General features: G+C 53.4%; 10 protein-coding genes. All 10 read right to left on the reverse strand.

Annotated elements, in window-relative coordinates; all coding sequences use genetic code 11:
- Nucleotides 1-221: 221 nt before the first annotated feature.
- The gene (locus ACQ4MX_RS08820) at nucleotides 222-1358 is read right to left on the reverse strand and encodes a homocitrate synthase/isopropylmalate synthase family protein (RefSeq protein WP_431090170.1); all 1137 of its coding nucleotides are present in this window, start codon (nucleotides 1356-1358) and stop codon (nucleotides 222-224) included.
- Complete coding sequence (locus ACQ4MX_RS08825; protein ID WP_431090171.1) at nucleotides 1336-2100, reverse strand: HesA/MoeB/ThiF family protein; 765 nt, start codon at nucleotides 2098-2100, stop codon at nucleotides 1336-1338. The genes ACQ4MX_RS08820 and ACQ4MX_RS08825 overlap by 23 nt, the downstream gene beginning before the upstream one ends.
- 93 nt (nucleotides 2101-2193) lie before the next feature.
- Complete coding sequence (locus ACQ4MX_RS08830) at nucleotides 2194-2583, reverse strand: NifB/NifX family molybdenum-iron cluster-binding protein (RefSeq protein ID WP_431090172.1); 390 nt, start codon at nucleotides 2581-2583, stop codon at nucleotides 2194-2196.
- A complete protein-coding gene (nifN, locus tag ACQ4MX_RS08835) occupies nucleotides 2580-3887 on the reverse strand; it encodes a nitrogenase iron-molybdenum cofactor biosynthesis protein NifN (protein WP_431090174.1) in 1308 nt (435 codons plus the stop codon). The genes ACQ4MX_RS08830 and nifN overlap by 4 nt, the downstream gene beginning before the upstream one ends.
- The gene (gene nifE / locus ACQ4MX_RS08840) at nucleotides 3877-5238 is read right to left on the reverse strand and encodes a nitrogenase iron-molybdenum cofactor biosynthesis protein NifE (RefSeq protein ID WP_431090175.1); all 1362 of its coding nucleotides are present in this window, start codon (nucleotides 5236-5238) and stop codon (nucleotides 3877-3879) included. Before nifE ends, nifN begins: the two co-directional genes overlap by 11 nt.
- Before the next feature lie 80 nt (nucleotides 5239-5318).
- On the reverse strand, nucleotides 5319-6848 hold the full coding sequence (nifK, locus tag ACQ4MX_RS08845) for a nitrogenase molybdenum-iron protein subunit beta (RefSeq protein ID WP_431090176.1): 1530 nt from the start codon (nucleotides 6846-6848) through the stop codon (nucleotides 5319-5321).
- Nucleotides 6845-8293 (reverse strand): nitrogenase molybdenum-iron protein alpha chain, encoded by a 1449-nt coding sequence (gene nifD / locus ACQ4MX_RS08850; protein ID WP_431090177.1) that lies wholly within the window; start codon nucleotides 8291-8293, stop codon nucleotides 6845-6847. Before nifD ends, nifK begins: the two co-directional genes overlap by 4 nt.
- An 88-nt stretch (nucleotides 8294-8381) precedes the next feature.
- Nucleotides 8382-9248, reverse strand: a complete 867-nt coding sequence (gene nifH / locus ACQ4MX_RS08855) for a nitrogenase iron protein (protein WP_431090178.1) — start codon at nucleotides 9246-9248, stop codon at nucleotides 8382-8384.
- A 6-nt stretch (nucleotides 9249-9254) separates the two neighbouring features.
- Nucleotides 9255-10724 (reverse strand): nitrogenase cofactor biosynthesis protein NifB, encoded by a 1470-nt coding sequence (gene nifB / locus ACQ4MX_RS08860; RefSeq protein ID WP_431090179.1) that lies wholly within the window; start codon nucleotides 10722-10724, stop codon nucleotides 9255-9257.
- 398 nt (nucleotides 10725-11122) lie between these two features.
- A complete protein-coding gene (locus ACQ4MX_RS08865) occupies nucleotides 11123-13585 on the reverse strand; it encodes a rhamnogalacturonan lyase (protein WP_431090180.1) in 2463 nt (820 codons plus the stop codon).
- Nucleotides 13586-13613: the final 28 nt, after the last annotated feature.

Consider the following 13613-nt stretch of genomic DNA (forward strand, 5'->3'; position numbering starts at 1 on the left):
CAATAGCCGTCCTTCCAGATCAGCGTGTAATGGTTATAAGAATCGAACCTGCCTGCTGTAAAACCATATATACGCACTTTATACAGCACTATATTTTATTATACCCTTCTGAACGGCTTCGTTTAACCAGCAATTTGGAGACTCCGGTTACAGGAATTAAAAAATATACAAGAAAGCGTTCCAGTCACGGTCACACTTACCGGACGGGAACGCTTTTTCGGTTATTTCGGCAGCTCTGCCGGATAATACTGCAGCCAGCGCCTTAAATCCGCGCTATGGATGACACGCTTGGGATCTTCACCGACTAGGCGAAGCCGCTCCAGCAGGAACTTGATTTCACCGTAGCCTGCCTCGATTCCTTCCTGCTCCAGCATATATTGAACTGCACTTCTGCCCGAATGCTTGCCGAGTACGAACGAATGGTCAGTGCCCAGCTCAGTCGGATCAAGGGCCTGATAGGCGGCGCGCTCCTTTAGCAGACCGTTGATATGTATGCCGGATTCATGGGCAAATACCATGTCTCCCACAATTGGCTTGCCTTCGGGAATGATTCGGTTGGAGGCTTTGGACACCAGTGCAGCCAGCGGGTTCAGCAGTTCGGGGCGGACGCTGCTGGTTCCTTGATATAGGTCCCTCCACGACATCACCACCTCCTCCAGCGCCGTATTACCTGCCCTTTCCCCAAGACCCGAAATGGTTGTACTAGCCCAGACAGCTCCCGCCTGCAAAGCTGCCAGCGTATTGGCAAGCGCCAGGCCATAATCATTATGGCAGTGGATCTCAAGCTCCACATCCTGCGGCACGCGCGATACAAGCCTGTCTATACGGGCAGCTATGGCAGCGGGATGGTGAACGGACAGCGTGTCGGCATATCTGAAGCGCCGGATACCATCCCTATAGAGCTGATTCGCCAACTGCTCCAGGAACAGGTCATCTGCCCTTGAAGCATCCTCAAAGCCTACGGAAACAGTCAATCCTTTACACTGACCGTAATCGACAGACTTGCGGATCAGCTCCGTTACCTGCTCAGGATTCATACCTAGCTTGGCCTTCATCTGCACCGTCGACACGGGAACCGAAATATGGGCCCAGCTGACACCTGTCGATTCAGCTGCATCAATATCTGTGAACACCGCGCGATTCCAGGTCATTAGCTTCATCTGAAGTCCGAGAGCAGCAATCCTGGCAATAGACCTGCACTCCGCCTCTCCCATTGCCGGAATTCCGATCTCAGCCTGCTCCACCCCCGCCGAGTCCAGCATGATGGAAATTTCAGTCTTCTCCTCGGCCGAAAAGGCAACGCCCGGAGCCTGTTCTCCGTCACGAAGTGTCGTATCACAAATATGCAATCGACTCATCTGTATCCCCTCCCGTTCCGCAGCACGGACAACGCGGATTGCGTTTGACCGCTATGGTGCAGCTGCTCATATTCAGCACATTCATACGGTACATGCGGTCAGTGAACAGATTGCCCGCATCTGTAATCCATTTGACCGCCTCCAGTGCAGCCATACAGCCAATCAAGCCAGAGGTGGCTCCCAGGACTGGGAATCCCAGAGGCTCCCAAGGCTGTCCGCCTTCCGGGTAGAGACATTCCAGGCATGCCGTCCTACCGGGATCAATGGTCATCAATGATACTTCATAGGCGTACATGGCGGCTTCTATCATCGGTCTGCCAAGTCGAACACATAGTCTGTTCAGCGCATATCTTTCCGGAAAGTCATACCGTGCATCAATCACGATATCTGCCGCTTCTACCCATGGTCCAGAGGATTCTTCCGTGATTCTGTCGGCGTGGCCCTCAAGCTGGGTCTCCGGATTGATACGATGCAAATGCTGCAATGCCGTCTCCATCCGTTCCTCCCCGATTCGTCCGCTGTCCATCAGCACCTGCCGGTTCATATCGGGCAGATGGATTACGCCCTCATGGGCCAATATCAGCTTTCCCACTCCAGCAGCGGCCAGGTACATGGCCGCTGTCCCTCCCAATCCTCCGATGCCTGCAACCATAACAGTAGCCTGCTTTAGCCTGTTCTGACCTTCCACTCCCAGCAGCTTCAACTGGCGTCCGTATCGACTGTCTTCCAGCAGCTGTACCATTCGCTCACCCCCTCCATGTGCGACTCCCGCCTTTAAGATTTTCGGTCCGCAGGATCTTGACACCCTATATGGTAGCTCTTCCTTACAGAAGGCTCATGATTCGGCTTTGCCGCTGCCCTCCTCAGCATGCAGGATTTTGGCAAGCCACATGGGCGGATTACGAGCCAGCATATTCTGGAGACGCTGGACCTGCTCCTCAATGGTGCTGCCGAAGGCCACCTTCACAGGCATAATTGTCCGCTTGGTAACCTGTGCGGCGGCCGAAGCGCCGATCTGTACCAGGAAGATCAAGGCACAATCCTCGATCAGGCCAATTCGGCTGGCGATCTTGCCCGTCTCGTTCTCATCGCTCCCCAGGGCTATCCGCCGATGCTCCAGGAACTGGACGCCTGAGTGCCGGATTTCGAATACAGTGAACATGGGACTCTGTCCAAAATGAGCATTCACACGTACACCGTCCTCCGTCGCAAATGCAACCTTCATCCTCCCCTCCCCCTCTCGGCAAGCAATACATTGCCCACTTTGTTCACCCACTCCATGGTTCCACGGTATCCGACACTTACGCATGTGTGGGCGCCCAGCTCGTCATACACCGGCAAGCCTGCCGGTACGAATGAGGCCCCAGCCCGTGCCGCTCCCTTTCTTCCATGTGAATTGCTGATCCACAAATCAACGCCCTGCGCGCTCTCCTCTGCATCATCCAGATCACCGATCCAGACTTCCCGTTCTGTCTTTTGCAGTGCGGGCGTGCTGCAGGGTGTAATTAGCCGCTTCAGTTCCACTCCCATCTCCTCCAGCCAGGCTGCGGTCGACAGCAGATGATCCGGTTCTAGCGCCACTACAGCCGAAGCGCCGGAATAATAGAAATGGGCATCCAGCATGCTGTCCAACAGATTTTCACGCTGCCAGCGGAAGCGAACGGGGGCTGGCTCACGGCTGATCTTCTGCAGAAAATGTATGAATGCATCGCTCGCGGCCAAGCCAGACAGACCAGCGAACAAGTGGTAAGGAATACCTGCGGCATGAGTCAGCCTGCGCGCCGGACGCTCCATGCTCGTGCCAATGGCAATGGTGCAGGAAGACTCCAGCATCTGACAGGCTGAATCCAGCGGAGTCCCCCCTCTCGTCAAAGGGGAAAAGCCTGTCAGCAGGTGACCGGACAAGGAAGTGGAGATATCGGGGAGCGTAATAACCTCTAGGCCAAAGGAAGCGATAATATCCTTGATTTCCATGACATCTCCGGCAGTCAGATAAGAAGCCGGCAGCAGATTGACCTGCGTCCGGCGCTGTTTTTTGGGCGACTTGCCTCCGGCCAACCCGAGTACAGCATCCATTAGCGACTCTACTGTACTGCTGTAGCCCGTCTCCAGAGAGCCGTGAAAATCAGGCAGCGATACTGAAAACAGCAGACTGTCCTTCACTGCCCGTTCTCGCTTGAACGCCTTTACCCTGGACTGAAAATCAACGCCTGCCACCTCGGTGAGGGCCGTGCTGATAACGCCGATGACATCTGGATGGTGCTTGGACCAGATATGATCCAGCGCCTCCTCCAGATTCCGGTCTGCATCAAATATAACGTCCATCTCTTGCAGCGCAGAGGTCTGAACGGCAATCGGCTCTCGAAAATGGCGAGTTAGCAGCGACTTGGAGAAGGCCGAGCAACCCTGAGCGCCGTGCAGCAAAGGCATTGAGCGATACATCCCCTGCAGAGCCAGCACGCCGCCCAAAGGCTGTCCTACCTTGAGCGGGTTGACACTGACAGGCTTCGTGGCGGATTTAATCGGCAAATTCCGTCTCCTCCTCCCATGGAGCCAATTTGGCGGTCAGCTCCCATACCGGATGCTGCAGCGTATGCACAAGCTGTTTCGCCAGAGACAACAGCCCGTCATAGCCCGCATAGGCTTTGTGCCGCTCCTGATTGATGTCCACAAAAGGAATCTGTTCCTTAAGCGCCATATACATATTCCGGCCTCCGGCAATGACCATGTCTGCCTTGCGGCTCCGTACGGTCTTGAGAATCTGCCGGGCACCGCCTTCCGGGATGTATTCCGCATCATCTCCGATACGGTCAGCAATCCGGGATACATCCTCGGCAGTGCTCTTGTTCGTGCCTACACCAACTACCTTAATGCCCAGCTCCTGCAAAGCCGTAATGACAGACCAGCTCTTTACACCCCCGGTATAGAGCACTGCCCGCTTTCCTTTCAGCTGCTTGCGGTAGGGCTCCAGCTCCAGCGATAGCCTCATTTCCTCCCGTGCGGCCAGCTTATCCACCCGTCGCTCCACATCACGATCTCCAGTCAGGTAAGCCATCTGCCGTAAGGAATAACTCGTCTCCTTTGCTCCATAAAATGAACCTTCAAAATAAGGAATGCCGTATTTACGCTCCATTTGGACTGCCAGACCCAGCAAAGCCCGGCTGCATACGACCATGTTGGCCTTGGCACGATGCGCCCATCCCACCTCACGGAACCGACCGTCCCCGGTAATTCGGGACAGGATAGTCATTCCTGTCTGCTGCATCAGCCGCTCGATATGCCACATCTCGCCCGCAATATTGTATTCCCCAATGAGATTGATATCATGGGAGGTTGTCTGTTCCGGCTCGGTGCTGCCGATAATATGCTGGAACAGCACATCTCCGGCCAGCCGGGTCCCGAGATTCTTACTGCCCACAAATCCCGGACTGTTCACCGGAATGATCGGCGTCCCCAACCGCTCCGATTCAGCCTTGCAGACCCCCTCGATATCTTCACCGGTGAGGGCTGTGACACATGTTGTATAGACAAACACAGCGGGAGGAGCAAAGCGGCTGACAATGTAGCGAATCGATTCATGCAGCTTCTGTTCACTACCAAAAATGATGTCCTGTTCTCCAAGATCAGTAGTGAAGCCATACGCCGACAGCTCCGGGCCGCTGGACAGGCTGCCTCTGCTCTCCCAGCTATTGCCGAGACACGCAATCGGCCCATGCACCAGATGAGCCGCATCTGCAATGGGGATCAGTGTAATCTGGGCCCCGTCAAAGGAGCAGCCACCCGAAGCCTCCCCCGGCACAGGCCGGGGACAGGGCGTGCTTTTGGGAATTTTGTTGCCGCAGGATACCTCCAGCCTTCCGTTAGACACAGCCGGCTCCATCCGCACACCCCCTTATTTCAAATAGAATCCATTGAAATCACAAGCCCAAGCCGCCAACTTCCATCTACGCGGTACAGCAATTAGCGCACCAGATCAAAGCTATGATCCGGAGCCTGCTCTTCCATGACATCCAGTACGGTATTCACGAATTGGGTAAGCAGATTCAGCGCACCCTGGTAGCCAATAATCGGATAACGATGCAGATGATGCCTGTCGAAGATCGGAAAGCCCACACGGAGCAAAGGAATTTTCGCCTCTTTGGCCGCGAACTTCAGATGGGAGCTTCCAATAGCCAGGTCCACCGGGTCCTGAAACAGCAGCGAACGCATGTGCCACAAATCCTGACCGGAATGAACCGTGGCTTCTGCACCGTAAGGGCTGGACTTCAGCAGAAGCTCTGCTTCCTTCTCAAATTTTCGGTCCCCATTGGAGCAAACAATATGCACCGGCTCCATGCCCAGCTCCAGACAAAAGCCAATCAGGCCGATGAGCATATCCGGGTCTCCCGCCATAGCCACTCGTTTGCCGTGCAGATAAGCATGCGAATCCATCATGGCATCCACAATTCGGGCGCGCTCCTGCTTCAATGCCTCGGGAATTTCTTTTCCAGACAGACGGCTGATCTCTTCAAGCAAGCGATCTGTAGCGCGGATGCCCAGCGGCGTGGAGATGGAGGACACCTGCTGCTCCCAGGTTCGCTTCATATAGTCTAATGTTTTACGAAGAGAGTACTGCTGGATCGCCAACGTGCCGGCTGCATCTGCGGCCTTGGGCACATCCTCAAGCGGCGTTCCCCCGTAATAGTAGCTGTACTCTCCAGAAGCCCCTGAATCAAAATTACTGCTGTGGTCACCCAGAATGGTATACGTAACGCTGAACATCCCCAGTATGCGCCGCATTTCCGCAAAATTGCCCGTATACCCGTCAAACCCGAGCAGTACATTCAGCTTCAATTCATGACCAGGCTGCGGCGTCCGGCCTGACTTGTTATACAGCGTCTCCAGCACAGAGCGCAACATAGCGTCATAGCCAGTAATATGTGAACCGGAGAAGCTGGGGGTATTGGCAAAAGGAACCGGCATATCCTCGGGAAGGGCTCCCTCCTGACGGGCATTAGCCAGGAAGGCAGACAGATCATCCCCGATCACCTCTGCCATACAGGTCGTGCATACCGCAATCATCTCCGGCTGATACAAGGCAATGCAGTTCTCTATACCGTCAATGAGGTTGCGCATGCCGCCGAATACGGCGGCATCCTCGGTCATCGAGGTGGAGACGGCAGGAACAGGCTCTTTGAAGTGGCGGGCAAGATGGCTGCGGAAATAAGCCGTACAGCCCTGTGAGCCATGAATGAACGGGAGCGTTTTTTCGAAGCCCAGCGCAGCCATGACCGCTCCCAGCGGCTGACAAGCCTTGGCCGGGTTCACGACTACGGCTGTACGAGCGAAATTCTTGTCCTTGTATTCCTTGGTCTTGGTATACTCCAGGGTGGCTCGAGCCTCCTCCGGCGAGCAAGGGGCCTCGAAGGCTCGTTTCTCCTCACGCTGGCGCACATATTTATCCTGCCGAAACAGCTGATTGTGATCGACAATATTCAGACGCTCGCTCATACCGGCACCTCCGCAGTCTGCCGGGACGGCAGCAGGCTCCATACTGGACTGTTTATGGTCATATCCATATCACGTGCAAAAATCTTGAAGCCGTCAAAACCATGATAAGGCCCGCTGTAATCCCAGGAGTGCATTTGACGGAAAGGAATGCCCATTTTGTGATACACGTATTTCTCCTTGACTCCGGCGCCCATTAAGTCAATATTCAGCCGCTGGGCCAGTTCCTCCAGCTCATAGGCAGTTGGATCATCGTACAGAATGGTGCCTTCTTTTACATCGGGAAACGTCTTTTCGTAATCATCCTTATGGGCAAATTCATAGCCTGTAGCCACAATTTCCATACCCAGATCCTCATAGGCACCGATGGTATGCCTTGCCCGCAGCCCGCCAATCAGAAGCATCACCTTTTTGCCTTCCAGACGTGGGCGGTATTTACGGATGACCGCCTCCATCTGCGGCATATATTGGGCGATGACCTGCTCACATTTTTCCTGAATCGTCTCGTCAAAGCGGGCAGCAATCGCTCTTAGGCTCTCCATCGTCTTGGTCGGGCCGAAGAAGTTATATTCCATCCAGGGAATTCCGTATTCCTGCTCCATCGTTGTGCACATATAATTCATGGAACGATGACAATGGATCAGGTTGAGCTTGGATTTATGCGCAATCCCCAGCTCATTGATCGTACCGTCACCCGACCACTGCGCTATGACCCGCAGTCCCATTTCCTCCAGCAAAATGCGCGACGCCCAGGCATCACCACCGATATTGTAGTCCCCGATAATGGAGACATCATAAGGCCCGCACTCCTTCAGCTCCCCGCGACCCATCAGAAAATCGCGGATAGCATCATTGGCAATGTGATGGCCCAGAGACTGACTCACCCCGCGAAACCCCTCACAGCGTACGGGAATGACCGGAATGCCCAGCTCCTCTGTCATCTTCTTGGCCACAGCTCCGATATCATCACCAATCAGTCCAACCGGACATTCAGATTGCACGGAGATGCCTTTGGCCAGCGGGAACATCTCCTTAATTTCCCTGCAGATCACCTCCAGCTTCTTATCTCCGCCGAACACGATGTCCTTTTCCTGAAAGTTGCTTGTAATCTGCATGGCGGTAAAATTATTGATTCCCAATGTCCCATTCGCATAATTGCGTCGGGTGCCCCAGCTGTATTGTCCGCAGCCGATGGGACCATGGCTAATGTGCACCATGTCTTTAATCGGGCCCCATACCACACCCTTGGAGCCTGCATAAGCACAGCCCCTTGCTGTCATGACGCCGGGCCGTGATTTCATGTTGGATTTGATGGAACAGGTTCCGCAGTTCACAAGCTCCTCATCCGCGATCTCAAAATGCTTGGTCCGGTCCTTCTTTGCCTTCTCGGGATATACCTCCAGTATCTCCTCTACGACCTGCTTCCCCTTATCCACAATACTGCTCATTTGGCCTATTCCTCCCTCCTGCGAGCTGCGCGTTCAGCTCCCCCCATCATCACACGTTGGTTCCGTCATTAAGCCTTCTAGCTGCAACCTACTGCCCGGACGCCTCAGCTTTGTTAATTGCGGTTTCTTCATCCTCAATAATGCCGAATTCCATCAACAGATCCTCCAGATCTTCCATGGAAATGGGAGTGGGAACCGTTAGCATATCGTTATTCAAAATCTTACCTGCCAGCTCTTCATACTCCGCAGCCTGCTTATGTTCCGGGCTATATTGGGTAACGGTCATACGGCGCAGCTCAGCGTGCTGCACAACATTGTCACGCGGCAAAAAGTGGATCATCTGCGTGTTCAGTCTTCTTGCAAGCTCTGTAATCAATTCCGCTTCCAGGTCCGTATTCCGGCTGTTGCAGATTAAGCCGCCCAAACGTACCCCGCCGCTGTTGGCGTACTTCAATATCCCGCGTGCAATATTGTTGGCAGCGTACATAGCCATCATCTCGCCTGAGCATACGATGTAGATTTCCTGCGCCTTCTTCTCCCGAATCGGCATGGCGAAGCCCCCGCACACGACGTCCCCCAGTACATCGTAGGACACGAAATCCAGCCCTTCGTAGGCCCCCTCTTCCTCCAGAAAATTAATGGCTGTAATGATGCCGCGCCCTGCACAGCCGACACCAGGCTCTGGCCCACCACATTCCACGTTCAGAATGTCACCGAAGCCCTTCTGGACAACCTCCTCCAGCTCCAGGTCCTCTACCGTGCCCCTTTCAGCAGCCAGATGCAGTACGGTCTGTTGGGCCTTCGTATTCAGAATAAGACGGGTGGAGTCTGCCTTGGGATCACAGCCTACGATCATAATTTTTTGTTTGAATTTGGTCGCGAGCTGAGCCAGTGTATTCTGCGAGGTTGTCGATTTGCCGATACCGCCCTTACCGTAAAACGCAATTTGTCTCATATTTTCTCAGCCTCCAAAATGTTCAATGGATGAATGCTTACTTCCCTTACTGCTCTGTACAGGATACATATAACGTAGAAATTTTACATATTCCAGAACGGATTCCTCAATATCCCCGCCGCATACAATAGGTAGCACGCCAGCTTCCTGCAATGCCTCTTTGGGGGCTTCGCCTATGCCGGACGACAGCAGCAATGCACAGTCATGCACCATGGAAAGGATCTCCTTCATCGTCTCGGCCTTGTCCCCATTGCAATCGGCTTTCCCGTGGCAGTAGGATTGCACCTTACGAATGCCTATGAAATTTACGATGGTCCCGTCGCTTTCATAGATCATAAATTCCTTGGCACGGCCGAAATGCTGATTCACCTTCCCTCCGCCACGACTGGCCACAGCGATTAAGACTGGCTTTGAGGCAAAGCTCGCTTCAGGCTGATCTCCCGATAACGGACAGCTGCAGCCAGCCCCGGTTGACGATTGTTTGCGATCCGATTGTCCCTCCTTGCGTTCCATTCTCACTCTCACCTTCTCATCCAGATCTTTCTGAAATTGTGCCCTTGCCCCTTCATCCATGGGAGGAGCAGCCGCTAAGTTCTCCCATGTAAAATCCTGATTGCGATCCTCGCCCAGCAGTCCAATCGCATCCGCCCTGCACTGACGGCAATGGCGCATAATAACAGCCCCCGCGTCAGCACATTGCTCCTGCAGCTGCCGGACCAGACGGGGACGGGGGGCCCGCATCCCTTCCTGCTCATACCGGCTACCGGGTGCGATGATGAGCGGCATAATGTTGTGCAGCACTGCGCCGTGCTCCTTGACCACCCTGGCTACCTCCGGCAGATGGGCATCATTGACTTCGGGAATCAGCACCGAGTTCACCTTGCACAATACGCCTCTCGAAGCCAGCATCTTCAAGCCTGCCAGCTGGCGGTCAATCAACAACCGTGCGGCTTCCTCTCCTGTATAGCGTTTTCCTTCATCGTAGACCCATCCATAAATGCGGCTCCCCACCACTGGATCTACAGCATTGATCGTGATCGTGACATGCGAAATGCCCAACTCTACAATTCTGTCGATATGCCTGATCAAGGTAAGGCCATTCGTGCTGAGACAGAATATGACATCCTTAACTGTCTCACGGACCCGTCGGAAGGTATCGAAGGTTGCGTCCGCATTGGCTAGCGGATCTCCAGGTCCCGCAATGCCGACAACGGACAGCTGCATGAGCTGTGCCGCTACGCCATAGGTTTTGCTCGCCGCCTGCTCCGGCGTGAGCAGTTCACTAACAACGCCGGGACGGCTTTCATTGACGCAATCGAATTTGCGGTTGCAATAATGGCACTGAATATTGCATGCTGGGGCTACTGGAAGATGAATGCGCGCAAAATAGCGATGTGCCTCTTCGTTATAACAGGGATGTCGTCTGAGGGTTTCCAATGCTAAGGGGGTTTCCGAGAGATCAGCTAAAGAGTCCATTCATTCCCTCCTCTCCACGTTATATTCCCTTACATGAATCTCTGTTTTTGTCTGGAATATAATTACATCTTAGAGACAGGGACCAATCCAGTCAATTCGCTTCTCCATGAAATCTCTGATATTTATCCTCATTTCACATAGGTGTCAAATTTTACGTTAGGTAAGATATCACACCCTTTACATGTGTACGGTTACATTTTATATTCTCAATGACATCAAGCCGTAAAAAAAGAGAGTCCGTACATACGGCTCTCCTGATGAAAGCAGGATTTTGCAAAATCCTCCCCCGCACATACATTCACCAGCAATCTGCTGCTAACGCTATAAAAATGCAATAGGCTATCCCGAAAGCCCAAGAATATCTTGAGAGGATAGCCCGTTTATACTAAATTCAGCAACTATAATTTTGCATCTATTTCCGCCCCATCAACTTTCGTTCCACCGACTTCCTTATCATCCATCTCCGTTGCATCTATCTTTGATGCCTCTGCCTCATCCGCTTCGTCGCTGCTCTCTTCCTCCATCAAGGCTCTTGGCGTGTAGAGCTTAGGAATCGGCACATTCGCCCAATCCATATCAGATGCGAAGTAATAGCTGGTATAGGATGGCTGGTTATAGCCCGTATTTTGACGCGCCACATCCGCCCGGTACTGCGGATCATGCATCAACGTGTATAATTTATGCGTTGTAGGCTCGGTGCTCAAATAGATACGGATCGCCGAGCTATCCGCTGTGCGGACGAGCATTTCCTCCCGCCAGTCTCCGAAAATGTCTGCTACCAGCGATGGCGTTCCTTTGGTATAGTTGTTCGTCTTCGTTCCTGTTGCGGTCAACAATGTACCCCGTTTCCAGTCCTCAATGGTTGGAGTTACGTCAATTGCCCCGTTTACGATTTGAGTGGTCATGTCCGCCGCCCATTTGATACTCATATTGGTGCCTGGCATCTTGGTATCGAGTTGCTTGCCCGCCGCGGTCCATAAGCCCATAGCCCAGGTTTCCAGTCCTCGCTGTTCAGGGTCTACGTCACCAATCATCCCCCGGCCTGTATCCTTGCCGGAGTATCCGCCGTAAATGACCTTGCCCGTTTTGGCATCGCGCAGGGAATAACCATAAGGAGCATAGGTGCCGCCCTCATGCACCATAAAGATTTCTTTTCCCGGCCGATCAGGGTCAATATCCGTCACATGCAGCGCATCGCCGTGTCCCAGTCTGGCTGTTTGGCCCGGAATCGCGCTTTCTGGAGGCATGACATCAAACGAGCTGTACAGCAGGCTGCCATCATGGTCGATGGTGGCAGAGCCGTATACGATTTCGTCCTTGCCGTCACCATCCACATCCGCCACGCTCAGCGAATGGGCTCCCTGTGTGGTCAAGGTGCCGAAATTCGGGTCTGTTCCATCGCGCCCGTGCGGACTATCGTTAAATGGATTCGTCATCGGCGCCCAACCGCTGTCCACCATCCAATGCTTTTCGAGATGGCGACCGTTCCATGTGTAGGTGACCAGCGTGGAACGTGTATAATAGCCGCGTGCAAACACGGCGTACGGTTTGCGGCCGTCCAAGTAAGCCACGCCTGCCAGGAAACGATCCACCCGGTTGGCGGGTTCAATCCGGCCCATGGCGTAATCGCCCCACATGAGGCCATCGTCATGACGCTCCGGCTCATAGCGGACAGTGTCCAGCTCGGCTCCCGTTTTTCCTTTGAAAATGGTCAAATATTCCGGCCCATCCACAATGAAGCCTTCGAACTCTCTCAGCTTGTTTTTGTCGCTCCGCGCAGGCGCGTATACATCCATAAAGTAGTCCGTCAGGCTTTCCGCATCCTTACGGGATAACGGATAGCTATACTTTGGAGCGATACCAAAGCATTCCTCCAGCGTAGCAGGCCATTTTCCTTTGACCACTTCTTCATGTTCCGTCCAGTTCATGAACATGTTCACCACATGCTCGTAATAATCCGTGCGGCTTAAACGATAATCATCCTTATGCGTAATTCCTGCTTTGCGATCCTCACGGGGCAGGGTAATATAGGTTTCTTTTTTCGGCTTGCCCTTCTTGTCAAAAGAAATCGTTTTGGTACCTGGAGCCGTTTTGAACATCAGCTCGGCTTTGCCGTCACCATCAAAATCGTACACCATCATCTGTGTATAATGCGCACCTGACCGAATATTCACACCCAGGTCGATCCGGTATAACAGCCTGCCCTCAACCGTATATGCATCAACATACGTATTTCCGGTATAGCCCTTCTGAGAAACGTCCTTGGAGTTCGACGGGTCCCATTTTACAAAAAATTCATATTGTCCGTCCCCATCCACATCCCCCACACTCATATCATTGGCTGAATACGTATAGGATTCTCCTGCGGGCGTTACGCCGTCGGCGGGCTTTTGAAGAGGCAGTTCATAGTAACCCTGCTGCCACGGCGTTACTTTGGCGCTGCGATCCTTTTCCCGTCCATTCACGACCGAAGCTACTCTGTACACAGCTTTTCCGCTTCCTTCTTTATCCACATAGTTGGTGCTGTCGGTCACCGTCGAGATCTTTTTACCGTCACGGTATACATTAAAATTCGCGCCTGTCAGCCCCGTTGGGCTGTAACCATTCACTTCCTGCGCCAGCAGTCGCCAGCTTAAAAATACACCCTCCTGTGTCACCGCAGCCACCAGTCCCCGATCCAGCTTTTCCAGTTGGATGCTGCCACTTCGGTTCTGTTCGACAGCAACAGCCGATGCTGCCTGAAGCTCCGGTTCAGATGGAGCTTCTGCCGCCATCCCCACAGTTGTACCCGTCATCGCCAGCATCGTTGCCAACGCAGCGGTCAAGGTTCCCTTTCGCCATGCGCCTTTCCTTTGAGCCATCCAAGTCGTCCTCCTCAATTGTGTTGTG

It is taken from the genome of Paenibacillus sp. 8b26 (genome assembly GCF_050626875.1).
GTDB lineage: Bacteria > Bacillota > Bacilli > Paenibacillales > Paenibacillaceae > Paenibacillus.

Bases quoted from the DNA above. Each gene is read 5' to 3' on its own strand.
- ACQ4MX_RS08830 (WP_431090172.1), bottom strand. From the start codon at position 2,583: ATGAAGGTTGCATTTGCGACGGAGGACGGTGTACGTGTGAATGCTCAT.
- ACQ4MX_RS08865 (WP_431090180.1), bottom strand. From the start codon at position 13,585: ATGGCTCAAAGGAAAGGCGCATGGCGAAAGGGAACCTTGACCGCTGCG.
- nifB (WP_431090179.1), bottom strand. From the start codon at position 10,724: ATGGACTCTTTAGCTGATCTCTCGGAAACCCCCTTAGCATTGGAAACC.
- nifD (WP_431090177.1), bottom strand. From the start codon at position 8,293: ATGAGCAGTATTGTGGATAAGGGGAAGCAGGTCGTAGAGGAGATACTG.
- ACQ4MX_RS08820 (WP_431090170.1), bottom strand. From the start codon at position 1,358: ATGAGTCGATTGCATATTTGTGATACGACACTTCGTGACGGAGAACAG.
- nifH (WP_431090178.1), bottom strand. From the start codon at position 9,248: ATGAGACAAATTGCGTTTTACGGTAAGGGCGGTATCGGCAAATCGACA.
- nifK (WP_431090176.1), bottom strand. From the start codon at position 6,848: ATGAGCGAGCGTCTGAATATTGTCGATCACAATCAGCTGTTTCGGCAG.
- nifE (WP_431090175.1), bottom strand. From the start codon at position 5,238: ATGGAGCCGGCTGTGTCTAACGGAAGGCTGGAGGTATCCTGCGGCAAC.
- ACQ4MX_RS08825 (WP_431090171.1), bottom strand. From the start codon at position 2,100: ATGGTACAGCTGCTGGAAGACAGTCGATACGGACGCCAGTTGAAGCTG.